Consider the following 15,721-nt stretch of genomic DNA (forward strand, 5'->3'; position numbering starts at 1 on the left):
CTAGAGTGAACGATTATCCGCTGTGTACGATAACGCCGTGTCCCACCCGGAGCAAGAGGATCGAGAGCAGTCCCAGCCGAACCGCCCCATGCGCGCGGTGGCCTTCCAACTGGCCCAGCTGGGCGCCCACGCCGCCCAGCGCTTCGCCGACCGCATCTCCGAAATCGGCCTCACCCCACCCGAAGCCGGCATCCTCCGCCTGATAGCCGCCACCCCCGGACTCAGCCAGCGCTCCCTGGCCGCCCAACTGGGCGTGGTCCCCAGCCGCGTAGTAGCCCTCATCGACCCCCTCGACCGCAAGGGCCTCATCGAACGCCGCCGCAGCCCCGCCGACCGCCGCAACCACGAACTCCACCTCACCCCCGAAGCGGGCCAACTCCTCGCCCGCCTGGCAGCCGTCGCCCTGGCTCACGAATCAGACGTGACCGCAACCCTTTCCGACGCCGAATACGAGCAACTAGCCGGCCTCCTCACCCGGCTCGCCACCGCCCACGACCTCACTCCGGGCGTCCACCCCGGCTACCGCACACCGACCGGGCCGTAATCCCCCCGAAAACCTTGCGCCACAACGCCCGCGGCCCGAACCGAGCGATCAAGTCGGTCAACACCAGCTGGAATATGACCTGCCCGCCACCACGCGCGGGCGAATCCTTCTCCGACGCAATCCAGACCTGAAAGTTCGCCGGGTTGATGGGAATCGAGATGTGCTCGTGCGTAATCACCCACTCGCCGTCCACCCGCCGCAGGCAAACGGTCTCCCGCACCCATATCGACAGCTCGATCCCACCCCGATGCTTCCCCGAGTCCAGATGCAGCATGTCGGCGAAGGCGACATCATCACCGGCGACGATGGTCAGATCGTGCGTCTCCAGCCCAATGGGCCCGTCATACCCGTCGAACCACCGCACGAAGTTGCGCCGCACCTCCTCGGCTCCCCTGAACCGCAGCGGAGCCACGGCATCGTAATAGACGATGCCGGGCGAATAGAACGACATCAGCCGATCGATATCCTTCGACCGCTGCGCATCGGTACGGCTCTCCAGCAACGCCCTGATCCGGCCCTCATTCGAGGTCATCGTGCCTCCGTTCGAGAATTCGAACCGCACCCCGCATCCCGGCGACGGTCCCGTGGTTTCAGAAGGTCCGACGACACAGCTACGCCGAATGTGAGCCCGCCCGCCCCGGATCAACAAGATCACCAACCAGGCGGAGAACACTGAAAAATGGCAATCTATCTGCGGTTTTTGAGTGCCCCCGGTCGGGATCGAACCGACACTGTGCGGATTTTAAGTCCGCTGCCTCTGCCAATTGGGCTACGGGGGCGCCTCGGTCAGAGTACCGAGCCGTACGGTCGTGCTGGAATCACCTCGGGGGTGAATTCTGTAGGGGTTGGGGGATGAGGGGTGGTGCGCAGAAAAATGGCGGGTTTGTTTTAAGGGGGGTGTGATCTGCGTCTCTTTGATATCTGGGGGCTCTGGGGGTGGCGGTACGTTCGCGGGTGATGAAGGATTGGGTTCGGAAAAGCTTGGCGGGGTTGGTTATTGGTGGCGCAATTGTGTCATTGACCATTGGCGTGGCGGGGGCCGTGGGGGATCGGTACGCGCCGACAATGGTGGTGCTGGATGCTTCCGGGTCGATGTTGGCGGCGGATCCGGGGGGCGGGACCAAGATGGATGCGGCCAAGAGTGCGGTGCGGGGGTTCGTGGCGACGGCGCCGGCGGAATCGAAGGTGGGGCTCGCCGTGTACGGGACCGGGACCGGGTCCTCGGAGGCGGAGCAGGCGGCGGGGTGCCGGGATGTCAGCGTGCTGCACGAGGCGGGGCCATTGGATCGGGGGGCGCTCACGGCGGCGGTGGATGGTGTGACGCCGCAGGGGTTTACGCCCATCGGAACCGCATTGCGGACGGCGGCGGAGGCACTGCCGAAGGAGGGGCCGCGGTCGATCGTGCTGGTGTCGGATGGCGAGGACACCTGTGCGCCGCCGGACCCGTGCGAGGTGGCGCGGCAGTTGAAACAGGAGGGGACCGATCTGGTGGTGCATGCCATCGGGTTCGGGGTGGACGAGCAGTCGCGGGTGCAGTTGACGTGTTTGGCGCAGGCCACCGGGGGGACATATAGCGATGCGGCGGACGGGAAGACGCTCGAGCAGGTGCTGCCGCGGATCACTGCCGCGGCGCTGCGGAATTACGAGGCGGCGGGAACGCCTATAGCCGGGACCGCGAATTATGGTGACGCGCCGGTGGTGACGGAGCCGGGACAGTATCTGGACACCATTGGGCGCGGAGAGAAGCGGTTCTACGGCGTGGACGTGCCGGCGGGGGCCACCGTGTATTTCACGGCGGCGCTGTCGTTTCCGCGACGCAATGACGTCGGTATTCTGGAGGATCTGAATCGGCTGGAATTGCGGGCATACGGGGCGAACGGGGAGGACTGCAATAAGTACGAATCGGAATTCGTCACCAGGTCCAGTGATGGCGAGGCGCTGACCGCGACGCTCACATTCGCGGAGGCCGGTGAAAATTCCGGCCCGCCGGGATGTTTCGGGGCGGGACGGTACTACTTCACCGCCCAGTGGGCGCAGGCGTCGGACGGAGCGCTGGAGCGGATGCCGATGGAACTGCTGGTGGGGATCGAACCCGCCCTCGCCGGCAGCGGCGGGCCGGAGGAGGTGGGCGCCGTGCCGGAGTACACCACGCCCACCGGCGCCGCCGTGCCGGTCGTCGGCGGCGGGTCGTTCACCGTGGCCGCCACGCTCGACGGTTCCGGCGTCTATACCGATGCCCTGCGTTACGGCGAGCTGGTGTTCTACAGGGTGAAGCTGGATTGGGGTCAGGCACTGGCCTATCGCGTGCACTACGACTCGATCGGGCGGTCCGGGCTCGAGACCATCGCCAATGTGGACACCGCGATCTACTCACCGCTGCTGGAAGAGGTGGAGAGCGATACCCACGCCTACACCGGCAGCGAGCTGGACCTGCCGGCGAACAAGGCGCTGTCCACCTACCCCATCCGATATCACAATCGCGACGGCAAGGTATTCGATGCCCGCGACCAGGCCATGGCGGGCTGGTACTACATCGCGGTGAAACTGGGCCTGCCGCGCGAGGATTCGGACACCCCGCCGGTGCCGATCCGCCTCGACGTGCAGGTGGCGGGCGCGGCCGAACCCGGCCCGGTCTACGCGCAGACCGCCCCGAACAGCAATACGCTCAGCGGCGACGACCCCGCCGGCCCCCGGACGGAGAACACCGCCGCCGGGCACCGGGACGGCAGCTCGGCGGCGGTGTGGATACTGCTGGGCGGCGCGGCGGTGTTCGTGATCGCCCTCGGCGTGCTCGGCAATCTCGTCGTCCGCAACCGCGGCAGGAGTTAGTGCACGCCCTCCATGTGGCGGGTCACCCAGGGCGCGATGCCGAGCACGATCGCGCCCACGGCAATGGTCACCAGACCGGTAATGCCGAAGTAGGCGAGCTCGTGCTCCTCGGAGTAGAACTTCGACAGCACACCCGACATCGAGGTGCCGATGCCGACGGAGAAGAAATACAGCGCCATCATCTGCGCGCGGAAGGCATTGGGCGCCAGCTTGGTCGTGACCGCCAGGCCGATGGGCGAGAGCAGCAGCTCGGAGATCGCGAAGCCGCCGAGGACCACGAACACGAACAGGATCGGCACCGCCTTGCCCTCGGTCCCGGAGAACAGCGCGAACAGCATGAACGCGATGCCCATGCCGATCACGCCGAGCGCGAACTTGCGCGGCGTGCTGGGCGCGCGATTGCCCAGTCGCGTCCACATGATGGCGAACAGTGGCGACAGCGCGATGATCCACACCGGCTCCATGGACCCGATCCAGTTCGACGGCGCGGTCCAGCCGAAGACATTCCAATCGACCCGCTCATCGGAGTACACGGCCAGCACGGTGAACATCTGCTGGAACAGCGACCAGAACACGGCGTTCGCGATGAACAGCGGAATGAAGGCGCGGACCCGGCTGCGTTCGGTGGTGTCGACCAGGGGGCTGGTCAGCATGACCACGAAGTAGGCGATGGAGGCCACCACAATGACGCCGGTGGTGACATCGGGCAGGTTGGCCAGCGTCAGCAGCCCGGTCGCCCAGGCGATGGCGACGACCACGATCACCGTTGCGAGCGCGGCCAGCACCCGGGGGATCATGGTGCGCGGCAGCGGATTCGGCACCTCGCGACCGTGATCGCCGAGGTTCCGGCGGAACACCACGTACTGGGTCAGGCCCAGCGCCATACCGATGGCGGCAGCGCCGAAGCCGTAGTGGAAGCCGACCTTGTCCTGCAGCAGACCGGTGATCAGCGGGCCGGCGAACGCGCCGAGGTTGATGCCCAGATAGAACAGCGTGAAGCCGCCGTCGGCGCGCGCGTCGCCCTTGGCGTAAAGCGTGCCCAGCAACGAGGAGGCGTTGGCCTTCAGCGCACCCGAGCCCAGCGCGACCAGTACCAGACCGACGGCCACACCGGCCAGATCCGGGATGACGGCGAGGGCGATATGGCCCGCCATGACGATCACGCCGCCGTAGAAGACCGTGCGCTCCATGCCCAGCACCCGGTCGGCAATCCAGCCGCCGAGCACCGTGGACAGGTAGACGAGACCGCCGTAGGCGCCGACGATGCCGGTGGCGGTGGCCTTCGGCAACTCCAGCCCGCCCTCGGTGGCCGAGTAGTACAGGTAGTAGCCGAGGATCGTGAGCATGCCGTAGAACGAGAATCGTTCCCACAGCTCGACACCGAACAGATTCGCGAGGCCGATGGGGTGTCCGAACAGGGTTCGTTCGTCGACCGGTTTCGCGTTTTGCGCTACTCCTGACATAACTCCAGACCCTCCCATATAGGGCAATCTGACAGCAACCTCAGCCGTTAACCTATGTCACAGTTGCCCAGTACAGGCATAAGTTGTGAGGTTGATTCCTATTCGAGTTGCCAGGTTTTCCGCCGTGCTGCTCGATCAGGCGATGGACAGCGCGATCCCGTCCAGAATGTCGTGCTCGCTCACGATCAGCTCGCTGATCCCCGCGCGCCGCGCCAGCTCGTCGGCCAGCACCTCGGTGATCACCGCGCCGCCGCCGATCACATCCACCCGCCCCGGATGCATGGGCCCGAGCGCGGCCCGCTCATCGTGGTCCATCCCGATCAGCCGATCGCACACCGCGCGCACCTCGGCCAGCGACAAGCGCGTGAGATGCACCTTCTCCGAATCGTATTCGGGCAGATCCAGCGCGACCGCCGCCAGCGTGGTCATGGTCCCGGCCACGCCCACCCAGGTGTGCGCGCGCTCCACCGGCACCACGCCGAAGGCCTGCGCCAGCCGCTCGGAGGCGAAGAACCGCGCCGAGGCGACCTCTTCGCGAGTGGGCGGATTGCCGCGCAGGCAGCGCTCGGTGATCCGCACGCAGCCGATATCGGCCGAGTACGCCGACTGCACGCCGTTGCCGTCGCCCAGCACGACCTCGGTGGACCCGCCACCCAGATCGACCACCACGAAAGGCCCTTCCGCAGCGGATAATTCGCCGACCGCCCCGGCGAACGACAGCCGCGCCTCCTCATCGCCGGTAATGACCTCGGCCTGCGCACCGGGCACCACCCGCTCGAGTTCGGCGCTGGTCATCGAGAAGAAGTCGTCGCGATTGCTCGCATCGCGGGTGGCGGAGGTGGCGACCATGCGCACCTTGGTCACCCCGGCCTCGATCATCTGATCGACGTAGTCGTGCAGTGCGGCGCGAGTGCGCTCGATGGCGTCCGGGTGGAGTGAGCCGTTCGCGTCCACACCCTGTCCGAGCCGGACGATCCGCATCTCGCGCTGCACATCGGTCAGATGCACCGTTCCGGCCTCGTCCCGGACGGCATCGGCGATCAGGAGCCGGATGGAGTTGGTGCCGCAATCGACGGCCGCGATGCGCTCACTCATTGACTAGTCCTCCGACTTCGCCTGGTACTGCTCGTAGTTCGGCCAGTCTGCCGGAATCGCGGTGCCGCGCAACCCGTGCTCGGCCGCCAGCGCCACCGCCTCGTCGCCGAGCAGGTTCAGCCCCGGCCCCTTGGCCAGCGAGTGCGCAATGAGCACGTGCAGGCACTTGACCCGATCCGGCATGCCGCCACCGGCGAAATCGGTGCCGAGATCCTCGATGGCGTTGCGCTCGGACAGGTAGCTCTCGTACGCCGCGCGGTAGGAGGCCGCCAATTCGGTGTCGTGCGCGAGCCGTTCGGTCATCTCGCGCATCAACCCGGTGGTCTCCAACCGGCTGGCCTCGGCGGTGAGCCGCGGATCGGTCAGGTAGTACAGCGTCGGGAACGGCGTCCCGTCGGGCAGTTTGGGAGCGGTCTGCACGACCGCGGGCAAGCCGTCCGGCGTGCGGTACGCGATGGCGAGCACGCCGCGGGGCTCCCGGCCGAGTTGCTGGGCGACTATCTCGAGATCCCGCTCGCTGGGCGGGTCCCCAGGGAGGTGGCGGGCGTTCTCGGATTCGGTCACCTTGGTTGTCCTTCCTCGGTCGGGGCGGGCGGCGCGGGGGCCGCCGGATTATCGGGCTCGGTGGTGGCCGGCTGCGGTGAGGCGATGCTCTGCCACAGTTCGGTGTACCAGGGGTCCGGAGCCTTGGCGTGGGTGGTCATGGCGGGCACGGCCGGTTGCTCGATGCCGGGCACCTGCACGATGTAGGGGGTCTCCCCCGGCATGACCAGCCGCAGGCGGTCCCGCGCCTCGGCCTTGATGTAGGCCGGATCCTGTTGCTGCGCACGGCGATCGCGCAGCCGATTCACATCGGCCTCCAGCTGCTCGCGCTGGGCGGCCAGTTCGGCGGCCTCGGCGCGCTGGGAGAAGTAGGTGCGCAGCGGCACCGCGAGGGTGAGCGCGAGCCCGCACAGCACCGCCGCGAGCAGTACGGCCCGCCCGGTGGACATGCCGAGGATCTTGCGTTCGTGCCGTGCGGATTTGCCCGTCGACTTGGCGGCCCGGCGCTTGACCGCCTTGGCGCCGGCGGCGGTGCGGGCGGTGTCGGACGCCGCCCGCTTCGCGCCACTACGCGGCTTGGCGGTCCGCGACGGGCGGCGGTCACCGCGTCCGGCCGGACTGGTGCCGCGTGCCCGTCGCTCCGTCATCTCGACTCCTTGGGTTCAGCCTTCGAAAGTGTCAGCCTTCGAATGCGAAGCGCGGGAAGGCCACATCTCCCGCGTAGCGTGCCGAGTCACCGAGGGCGTCCTCGATGCGCAGCAGCTGGTTGTACTTGGCCACGCGCTCCGAGCGAGCCGGCGCGCCGGTCTTGATCTGACCGGAGCCGACGGCCACGGCCAGATCGGCGATGGTGGTGTCCTCGGTCTCGCCGGACCGGTGGCTCATCATCGTCTTGTAGCCGTTGCGGTGGGCCAGGTCCACGGCGTCCAGGGTCTCGGTCAGGGTGCCGATCTGGTTGACCTTCACCAGCAGCGCGTTGGCGGCGCCCTTGGCGATGCCCTCTTCCAGGCGCTCCGGGTTGGTGACGAACAGGTCGTCGCCGACCAGCTGCACCTTGTCGCCGATCTCGTCGGTCAGCGCGACCCAGCCGTCCCAGTCGTCCTCCGACAGCGGATCCTCGATGGATACGATCGGGTACGAGGTGAGCAGTTCGGCGTAGAAGGCGTTCATCTCGGCGGCGCTGCGCACCACGCCCTCGAACTTGTAACCCGAACCGGCGGTGTAGAACTCGGTGGCGGCCACGTCCAGGGCCAGGGCCACGTCGGTGCCCAGCTTGTAGCCGGCCTTGTCGATGGCGGTGGCGATCAGGTCCAGCGCGGCGCGGGTGCCCGCGACGTCCGGCGCGAAACCGCCCTCATCGCCGAGACCGGTGGACAGGCCCTGGGCCTTGAGCACGGACTTGAGCGTGTGGTAGATCTCCGCACCCCAGCGCAGCGACTCCTTGAAGGTCGGCGCGCCGATCGGGGCGATCATGAACTCCTGCACGTCCACACCGGTGTCGGCGTGCGCGCCACCATTGAGGATGTTCATCATGGGGACCGGCAGGACGTGGGCGTTGGGGCCGCCGACGTAGCGGAACAGCTCCAGGCCCGAGGATTCGGCGGCGGCGCGGGCCACGGCCAGCGAAACGCCCAGCAGGGCGTTGGCGCCCAGGCGGGACTTGTCCGGGGTGCCGTCCAGATCCAGCAGGGTCTGGTCGACGGCGCGCTGCTCGACGGCGTCGAGACCGATCACGGCCGGCGCGATCTCGTCGAGGACGCCCTCGACGGCCTTGCGCACGCCCTTGCCCTGGTAGCGATCGCCACCGTCACGCAGCTCGACGGCCTCGTGCTCACCGGTGGACGCGCCGGAGGGCACGGCCGCGCGGGTGAGGGTGCCGTCGTCGAGAGCGATCTCGACCTCGACGGTGGGGTTGCCACGCGAATCCAGAATCTCGCGAGCTCCGACCTGTTCGATGATGGCCACGAAACGACACTCCTTCGGCTGCTGACTCGGCAGGTCGCACGGTGTAGTCCGTGCGCGTCCGAGCCTAACGTGCTGGCGCAGGTTGGTGGCAACGCCCCTGCGGCGCGCCCGTGGTCGACGGGAAGATATATCTTCGGGCTCTGCCCTCGGCGCTTCAGGCTTTCCGGCCCACGCTGTACGCGGCGGCGCGGTCGCGGACCTTGTTCATGTAGGCATTGGACTGGTTGTAGGTGAGCAGCGCCTTCTGCCAGCCGGGCGCCTCGGCCAGATTGCCGCCCATGGCGCAGAGGTAGCGCGCCGCGGTCAGCGCCGCATCGTCGATATTGTCCGGATCGGCAATGCCGTCGCCATTGGCGTCGACGCCCCAGCGTTGCCAGGTCTCCGGAATGAATTGCAGTGGGCCCACGGCGCGGTCGTAGATGTCGTCGCCGTCGAGTTTGCCGCCGTCGGAGTCGCGAATGGTGGCCACGCCCGGCGAACCGTCGAGCGCGATACCGCGAATCGGGGGCGACACTTTTCCGTCGTCGCCGACATCCGCGCCGCGATGGGTGCCGTGCTTGCTCTCCACGCTCGCGATGGCGGCGATGGTGGTCCAGCCGATGCCGCAATCCGGACGCGATTGCGCCATGACCGCCGCGGCATAGGCGTACGCCTCGAAGGACACCACCGGAATGCCCAGCGGGTCGGCCTGCTCCTCGGCCCAGGCGCGCAACTGCAGGGCGGTGCGGCCCGGCGCGTTCAGATCGATGGCCGGGATCGGCGCGCCCGGGCCGGGCGGAACCCCCTCCGGGATGGGTGTGAGATTCGCTGCACCGCAACCGGTTAGCAGCACGACAGCAGCCGCCGTGCCCAACAGGCCGGCGCGGGTGAGAGCGGCGCCGACGCCGGCCTTCATGGAACGCACCCTTCTCATCATCCAGATGGATCGGCCCTCCTACCAGGAACGTGAACGCCGCTGCGCGCGAGTCGCGCCGGGCATTCGCGGTCGGATACCCTCCCGGCAGATCTTTCATGCGCAGTAGCTATTTTCGGGACACGCCCTTAGGTAAGCCTTGCCAAATCAATTCGCGGCGGATAGCTTCCTTGACCGAACGAGAAAACCCATGTCACCTCCCAGGCCAGGAAGGCAATCCCCTTGGTGAAAAGCGTTCTCTCCGAACGTAAGACGCTTCACCCCTCGGAACTCGAACGACGCGAACTCTCGGCAAACTCCGGACGGGCGATCCGCGCCCTCGCGGCTGAGATTGCCGTCACAGTGGAAACCACTCCGGCGACCACCGCCACCCTCACCGATTCGGTCCTGTTGCACCACATCGACTCCCGTTACCGCGAATTGCCCGACGATGTGCACCACGCCATGCGCGCCCCGGCCACCGACGCCGGAGTCGCGGTCATCTCCCGGTTACCGATCCGCGACGCCGAACTCGGACATACGCCACTGGATTGGCGCCAGGCCGCCGCCTGGGCCGGGGAACCGGAACACGGCCCGGCCTCCTTCGAACTCGACATCACCATGTTGCTACTGGCGCGCTGCGCCGGTGAACCCTTCGGCTGGCAGGGCCAGCAGGCGGGCCGGCTGGTGAACAACATCCTGCCCACGCCCGGACACGAGCACGAGCAGTCCGGCGCGAGCAGCACCACCCTGCTCAGCCCGCACACCGAGGATGCCTTCCATCCGCGGCGGGCCAATCTGCTCATGCTGGGCTGCCTACGCAATCCCGATGGCGTCGGCACCACCGTCTCCTCGGTGCGCAATGTGGAACTGGATGCGGCACAACGGGATCGGCTCTCCAGACGCGAGCTGCCCATCCTGCCGGACGTCTCCTACGGCAGCGACTTCCCGGACGCGGTCGCGCCCGCCGTCGCCACCCTGGGCAGCGACCAGAACCGGCTCACCCTCCGCTACGACCCGGCGTACACCCCGCTCGCCGAGGCCGACCCCGAATTCCGGGCCGCCTACGATCATTTGGGCGCCGAACTCGAAAGGGTATGCATCACCGCCGCTTTGACCCCCGGGGAGTTGCTGCTGGTGGACAATGACGTTGTGGTGCACGGACGGGTACCGTTCACCCCCCGTTACGACGGCACCGACAGGTGGCTCAAACGGGTGAACATCCGTCTGCCCCAGCGCCGCCGCGACCCATCCGAGGCCGCCGAGAACGGATACGGCCAATCGGTGGTGGCGCCGTTCCGACTGCTAGGAAACCGTAAGTGAATACCCGACCCACCCCGCTGCGCGTGCTCAGCCGCAGCGATCTCGCCGATGTGCCGATCAGTCCCGCGGAGGTGGTGCGCGCCGTCGAGGAGGCGTATCTCGCCTTCGCGGGCGGGGATTCGGACAATCCGCGCAAACTCAGCGTCGCCCATCCGGATGGCTGGTCGGTGGCCTACGCCATGCTCGGCCGCGACGGCCGCCGCCGCGTGGTGGCCATGAAGACCAGCTACAAGTTCGATCCACAGCACGATCGCAGCACCAAGAAGTACTACACCACCATCACGCTCTACGACGATGCCACCGGTGTGCCGATCGCCATGATGGACTGCGCCCGCGTCGGCGCCCTGCGCACCCCCGCGGTCTCGGCCCTGCTGGTGCGCGAGACCGCACGGCCGGGCGCGCGCAGCGTGCTGCTGATCGGCACCGGCGAACAGGGCCGCAATGCCCTGCCGCACCTGCTGGCCGCGAACCCGCAGCTGAACAAGCTCATGCTCTACGGCACCCATCCGGAGGGCCTGGAGGCGGTGTATCGGCAACTGCTGCACCATCATCCGCAGGCCGAACTGGAGATCGTGAGCGATCCGATCACCGCCGCGCGCACCGCCGATGTCATCCTGGCCACCGCCGGACCCGGCACCCGCGTCGCCATCGAGGCCAAGAACCTGGCCCCCGGCGCGACGGTGGTGCTGGTCGGCTACGGCCTGGCGCCCTCCACCCTGATCGAAGCCGATCGGGTGATCGCCACCAGCGCCGAGCAGATGGCGCTCACCGGCACCGATATGGCGGGGCCGGACGGCCGACTACGCCGGGTGGACGCCGAGCTGCCCCAGATCCTGAGCCGCCGCGCGGTCGGCCGGACCTCCGACGAGGAACGCATCTTCGTCTACAACTCGGGCTTGGTGCTCACCGATATCGCCGTCGCACACGCACTCGCCGGCCGCGCCATCGAACAGGGCCGTGGCACCGAGGTCCCGCTGTGGGACTGAAGGGATCCCGGCCGCGGAATGAAGGGGGACAGCTCTGACGGACTTCGTGAAAACCCTGACGGTGCCGCCCGGCGGCCTCTCCGAGATCACCGCCGCGCCGATGCCGGCATACCGGGACGATTGGGAAGAGCGCCTGCTGGCGGATCCGAATCTGTTGCGCGAGATGGCCGATGGCATCGGCGGCCCGTTCCATCTGCTGTATCCCGCACGGGTCGTCCACAATATCCGCGCCTTTCAGCGGGTATTCGCCCGCAAGGGCGTGGTGGGGACCGTCTACTACGGCAAGAAGGCCAACAAATCCCCCGCCGTCGTCCGCGCCTGCGCGGAAACCGGTGCGGGCGTGGATGTTTCCAGCGTCGGCGAATTCACCGCGGCGCTGGCGGGCGGCGTGCGCGGCGAGGACCTCATGGTGACCGGGCCGGCCAAATCCGATGAGCTGCTGCGCCTGGCCGCCCAGCAGCGCGCCCTCATCGCCATCGACGATCTCGACGAGCTGGCGCGCCTGACCGCGACGGCCATTCCGGCGCGGGCGGTGCTGCGCGTGCTGCCGCGCGGCTCGGCCAGCCGGTTCGGCATGACCGGCGATGAACTCGATCTGGCGCTCACCCTCGTCGACGCCGAGGCGATCCGCCTGGAGGGCTTCAGCTTTCACCTGACCGGCTACGAGGTCGCCGACCGCGCCGCGCTGGCCCTGCAGCTGATCGCCCGCTGCCGGGAGGCGCGCGGGCTGGGGCATCCGGTGTCGACCATTTCCATCGGCGGCGGCTTCGGCGTGGACTATGTGCCCGCCGAGGCCTGGCACGCCTTTCTCGACGGCGTGAACGACCGCTGGTTCCACGGCGGCCGCGCCCCCGCGCCCGATTCCTATTACCCCTACCATTGCCCGGTTCCCGGACCGGCCATGCTGGAAGCCATTCTCGAACACGGCGAGCTCGGAAATCAGCTGCGTGCGACGGGAATCCGAATGGCCATCGAACCCGGCCGCGCCCTGCTGGATCGCGCCGGATGCAGCGTTTTCCGCGTGCAGGGCGTGAAAGTGCGTTCCGCGCACGGATATCCGTATGTGATCCTGACCGCGGACGGCACCAGCTTCAGCCTGTCCGAACAATGGTTCGACAGTGAATACCTGCCCGATCCGGTGCTCTGGCCGGAGTATCCCGGCGCCGTCACCCCCACCTGTGTGGGCGGTTCCTCATGCATGGAAACCGACATGTTGAGCCGGCGGCGCATTCCGCTCCCCCGCCTCGCCGCCACCGGCGATTTACTCGTCTACCCCAATACCGCGGGCTATCAGCAGGACAGCAACGAATCGTCCTTTCACGAGCTCCCGATTCCCCCCAAGATCGTGTTACGGGACGGACCGGACGCGCGACTATTCGAATGGAAGCTTGTCGACTAAGGTTGCCCTCAGCTCCCTTCCAGGTCGTTGAACTGCCCGTTTACGCACAACACCTACGTCACGAGGAGATACGTTCATGCCGGTTGTCACCACGCGCGTGACAGACCTGATCGGCCGGACCCCGCTGTTCGAGCTGGCTGCCACCGCCACCGGCACCCGGTTGTTTCTCAAGCTCGAGAACATGAATCCGACCGGGGCCGCGAAAATCCGAATGGCTCGCGCCATGGTCGACGATGCGGAAGAGCGCGGGCTGCTGACACCCGGCGGGCACATCATCGAATCGACCTCCGGAAATACCGGGCAGGGCCTGGCGGTTATCGCGGCCGAACGCGGGTATCGCTTCACCGCGGTAGTCGACAACCACGCCTGCAAGGACAAACTCCGTTCGATGAAAGCCATGGGCGCGAAACTGGTGTTCGTCGCCGACGACGGTGACGACAGCCTTTCCACCTCGGCGCGCGAGGACCTCGCCGAGGAATTGGCGCGGCGGGAAAACGAGGCCGCGATCCGAGAAGGCCGCACGCCCAACACCTACTTCACCGAACAGCACAACAACCTCGCCAACGCGCTCGGTTACTACGCCCTCGCCGATGAATTGCTGGCCGATCTGGACGGCCGGGTGGAAGTGCTGATTTCCGCCGTCGGCACCGGCGGCTCGCTGTTCGGCACCGCGCGCCGGCTGCGCGACCTCGGCCACGAACCGCTGCTCTACGGCGTGGAACCGGTGGGCTCCATCGCCTTCGGCGGCCCGGCCGGGCCGTACTGGCAGTCGGGCACCGGCACCCCCGAGGGCGCGGATCCGGGCAAGATCGTCGAGGAGGATCTGGGCCTGCTCAAGGAGGGCGTGAAGGTCTCCGATGTGGAGGCGTTCGCCGCGGCCCGGGTGATCGCCGCGAAGCTGGGGCTCATGATCGGCGGTTCCGCGGGCGGGTCGGTGTACGCCGCGCTGGAGCGCATGCACGAATTCCTGGCGGGCTCCCATGTCGTCAGCATCGTGTGCGACGGCGGCGAGAAGTATCTGGACACCGTCTTCGACGACGACTGGATGAGCGATCGGGATCTGCTCGACGCGGAGACCGAGCAGCGCGTGGCCGAATTGCTCGACCGCTACCGCCCCGCGCACCGCGGCGCCGCCGCGCCCGCGACCACCCCTGCGCCCGCGACCACCCACGCGATCCTGGTGCCGCCCACCGCCGCCGCCGCGACCGCCGGTGCGCAGCGCAGCGAGGCCGCGGCCCGATGAGCATCAGCCTGCGGCAGACCGATGGGCGTCAGCTCACCGCGCTGGCGACGCCCATCGCCCTGACCCAGCTCGCCCAGGTGGCGGTGTCCACCACGAATATCGCGCTCATGGGCACGCTCGGCGTGCAACAGGTGGCGGCGGGCGGGCTGGCGCTGGTGCTGTTCAACCAGATTCGCACCATGTGCGTCGGATTGATCACGGGCACAGGCAATCAGGTGGCGACGGTGGTGAGCCGCGGCGAGAAGCGCGGCCGCCCGACCACCGGCCGCACCGTCAATGCCGAAGTGCGCGAAGTGGTGCGCTCCAGCTTCCTGATCGCGACCCTGGCCGGAATCCTCGGCGGCGCACTGCTGATCGCGCTGGGCTGGTCGCTGCAGTGGCTCGGGCAGGACGCCGCGGTGCTGTCCGAGGCGCGGCCCATGATGGTGGCGCTCGCGCCGGGCCTGTTGCCCTGCTTGTGGTTCCAGGTGCTGCGGCAGTACACCGTCGGCATGCAGCGGCCGCAGGCGCTGCTCACGGTGACGCTCGGCTCGGTCGCGCTGAATCTCGTACTGGCGCTGGCCTTCATCCACGGCTGGCTCGGCCTGCCCCGGCTCGGCCTGACCGGCGTCGGCGTCGCCACCTCACTGGTCTTCCTGATCACCTTCGGGGTGTTCTGGGCCATGGTGCGCCGCGACGCCGAACTCGGTGCGACACTGCCGATTCGCCTGTGGCCGGTGCATGCCCGCACGGTGCGCGAGGAACTGAAGCTGGGCACGCCGATCGCGCTCACCTACGGGTCCGAGGCCGGCATGTTCTCGGTGCTGGCCCTGGTCATGGGCAGCCTCGGGGCCGCCGCGCTGGCCGCGCACAATGTCGTCTACCAGATCGTCTACATCGTGTTCCAGGTCGCCATCGGCCTCTCGCACGGTTCGTCCATCCTGGTCAGCCGGGACGTGGCCCGCGACGAATTCGGGCATGCGCGGGCCATGGCCTGGCTGGCGCTGCGCTACGCCCTGGTGGTCACCGTCGTCACCGGCGCCGCGTACGCCATCGCCCCGAACTGGGTGCTGCGGCCCTTCATGGACGTCACCGACGCCGAAACCCTGGCGCTCGCGCACACCCTGCTGCTGATCGCCATCGTGCTGCAATTCTTCGACGCGGCCCAGAACATCGGCGTGGGTCTGCTGCGCGGTCTGAAGGACACCAAGGCCGGTTTCCGGCTGTCCCTGGTCGGCTACTGGGGTGTGGGATTGCCCACTGCCCTGCTGCTCGCTTTCCCCCTCGGATTGGGCGCAGCGGGGGTCTGGTGGGGCCTGACAGCGGGTCTCGCCACCACCGCTGTCCTGATGCTGCGCCGGTACTTCACCCTGCTCCATGAGCGTGAGCAGGAACATCCCCGACTGCTGGCCGATAGCCTCCAGCACTAGGCCGACACGCAATACTCACCTTCCCGCAAG

Annotated in this window: 14 protein-coding genes and 1 tRNA gene; 7 read left to right on the forward strand and 8 right to left on the reverse strand. The window is 67.9% G+C overall.

Translation table 11 applies throughout. The annotated features are described in order from the left end of the window. Positions 1-37: 37 nt before the first annotated feature. Positions 38-544, forward strand: a complete 507-nt coding sequence (locus ACFVIV_RS29070; protein WP_379201712.1) for a MarR family winged helix-turn-helix transcriptional regulator — start codon at positions 38-40, stop codon at positions 542-544. Here the strand turns inward: ACFVIV_RS29070 and ACFVIV_RS29075 are convergent. Then, entirely contained in the window at positions 498-1,106 is a 609-nt protein-coding gene (locus tag ACFVIV_RS29075) for a YybH family protein (RefSeq protein ID WP_379201714.1), read from the reverse strand. The genes ACFVIV_RS29070 and ACFVIV_RS29075 overlap by 47 nt on opposite strands. A 143-nt stretch (positions 1,107-1,249) precedes the next feature. Beyond that, positions 1,250-1,323, reverse strand: a tRNA-Leu gene (locus ACFVIV_RS29080). Positions 1,324-1,555: 232 nt separating this feature from the next. Here ACFVIV_RS29080 and ACFVIV_RS29085 point away from each other — a divergent pair. Further along, on the forward strand, positions 1,556-3,373 hold the full coding sequence (locus ACFVIV_RS29085) for a VWA domain-containing protein (RefSeq protein ID WP_379201716.1): 1,818 nt from the start codon (positions 1,556-1,558) through the stop codon (positions 3,371-3,373). Here ACFVIV_RS29085 and ACFVIV_RS29090 read toward each other — a convergent pair. From ACFVIV_RS29090 to ACFVIV_RS29115, 6 genes are all read right to left on the reverse strand, one after another. Further along, positions 3,370-4,836: a peptide MFS transporter gene (locus ACFVIV_RS29090; RefSeq protein ID WP_379201717.1), complete on the reverse strand. Its 1,467-nt coding sequence runs from the start codon at positions 4,834-4,836 to the stop codon at positions 3,370-3,372. The genes ACFVIV_RS29085 and ACFVIV_RS29090 overlap by 4 nt on opposite strands. 135 nt (positions 4,837-4,971) lie before the next feature. Then, a complete protein-coding gene (locus ACFVIV_RS29095) occupies positions 4,972-5,931 on the reverse strand; it encodes an exopolyphosphatase (protein WP_379201719.1) in 960 nt (319 codons plus the stop codon). 3 nt (positions 5,932-5,934) lie between these two features. Continuing rightward, complete coding sequence (locus tag ACFVIV_RS29100; protein WP_379201721.1) at positions 5,935-6,495, reverse strand: DUF501 domain-containing protein; 561 nt, start codon at positions 6,493-6,495, stop codon at positions 5,935-5,937. Continuing rightward, positions 6,492-7,121 carry a septum formation initiator family protein gene (locus ACFVIV_RS29105; RefSeq protein ID WP_379201723.1) on the reverse strand — a complete coding sequence of 210 codons (630 nt, stop codon included), beginning with the start codon at positions 7,119-7,121 and terminating at the stop codon, positions 6,492-6,494. The genes ACFVIV_RS29100 and ACFVIV_RS29105 overlap by 4 nt, the downstream gene beginning before the upstream one ends. A gap of 31 nt (positions 7,122-7,152) precedes the next feature. Continuing rightward, on the reverse strand, positions 7,153-8,439 hold the full coding sequence (gene eno / locus ACFVIV_RS29110; RefSeq protein WP_379201725.1) for a phosphopyruvate hydratase: 1,287 nt from the start codon (positions 8,437-8,439) through the stop codon (positions 7,153-7,155). A 154-nt stretch (positions 8,440-8,593) separates the two neighbouring features. After that, positions 8,594-9,334: a lytic transglycosylase domain-containing protein gene (locus ACFVIV_RS29115; RefSeq protein WP_379201785.1), complete on the reverse strand. Its 741-nt coding sequence runs from the start codon at positions 9,332-9,334 to the stop codon at positions 8,594-8,596. 360 nt (positions 9,335-9,694) lie between these two features. On the opposite strand from ACFVIV_RS29115, the gene ACFVIV_RS29120 reads away from it, so the two are divergent. The 5 genes from ACFVIV_RS29120 (at position 9,695) to ACFVIV_RS29140 (ending at position 15,691) form a co-directional block, all read left to right on the forward strand. Next, complete coding sequence (locus tag ACFVIV_RS29120) at positions 9,695-10,654, forward strand: TauD/TfdA family dioxygenase (RefSeq protein ID WP_379201727.1); 960 nt, start codon at positions 9,695-9,697, stop codon at positions 10,652-10,654. A gap of 23 nt (positions 10,655-10,677) precedes the next feature. Further along, positions 10,678-11,640: an ornithine cyclodeaminase family protein gene (locus ACFVIV_RS29125; RefSeq protein ID WP_379201787.1), complete on the forward strand. Its 963-nt coding sequence runs from the start codon at positions 10,678-10,680 to the stop codon at positions 11,638-11,640. A gap of 46 nt (positions 11,641-11,686) precedes the next feature. Continuing rightward, positions 11,687-13,039: an alanine racemase gene (locus ACFVIV_RS29130; protein ID WP_379201729.1), complete on the forward strand. Its 1,353-nt coding sequence runs from the start codon at positions 11,687-11,689 to the stop codon at positions 13,037-13,039. A 76-nt stretch (positions 13,040-13,115) separates the two neighbouring features. Then, entirely contained in the window at positions 13,116-14,282 is a 1,167-nt protein-coding gene (locus ACFVIV_RS29135) for a PLP-dependent cysteine synthase family protein (RefSeq protein WP_379201730.1), read from the forward strand. Then, complete coding sequence (locus ACFVIV_RS29140) at positions 14,279-15,691, forward strand: MATE family efflux transporter (RefSeq protein ID WP_379201732.1); 1,413 nt, start codon at positions 14,279-14,281, stop codon at positions 15,689-15,691. The genes ACFVIV_RS29135 and ACFVIV_RS29140 overlap by 4 nt, the downstream gene beginning before the upstream one ends. The last annotated feature ends 30 nt before the right edge of the window (positions 15,692-15,721 follow it).

Source organism: Nocardia sp. NPDC127526 (assembly GCF_042672265.1).
GTDB lineage: Bacteria > Actinomycetota > Actinomycetes > Mycobacteriales > Mycobacteriaceae > Nocardia.

Excerpts from the sequence above, each read along its gene's own strand:
- ACFVIV_RS29095 (WP_379201719.1), bottom strand. The coding sequence starts at position 5,931 with ATGAGTGAGCGCATCGCGGCCGTCGATTGCGGCACCAACTCCATCCGG.
- ACFVIV_RS29115 (WP_379201785.1), bottom strand. The coding sequence starts at position 9,334 with ATGAAGGCCGGCGTCGGCGCCGCTCTCACCCGCGCCGGCCTGTTGGGC.
- ACFVIV_RS29140 (WP_379201732.1), top strand. The coding sequence starts at position 14,279 with ATGAGCATCAGCCTGCGGCAGACCGATGGGCGTCAGCTCACCGCGCTG.
- ACFVIV_RS29105 (WP_379201723.1), bottom strand. The coding sequence starts at position 7,121 with ATGACGGAGCGACGGGCACGCGGCACCAGTCCGGCCGGACGCGGTGAC.
- ACFVIV_RS29090 (WP_379201717.1), bottom strand. The coding sequence starts at position 4,836 with ATGTCAGGAGTAGCGCAAAACGCGAAACCGGTCGACGAACGAACCCTG.
- ACFVIV_RS29135 (WP_379201730.1), top strand. The coding sequence starts at position 13,116 with ATGCCGGTTGTCACCACGCGCGTGACAGACCTGATCGGCCGGACCCCG.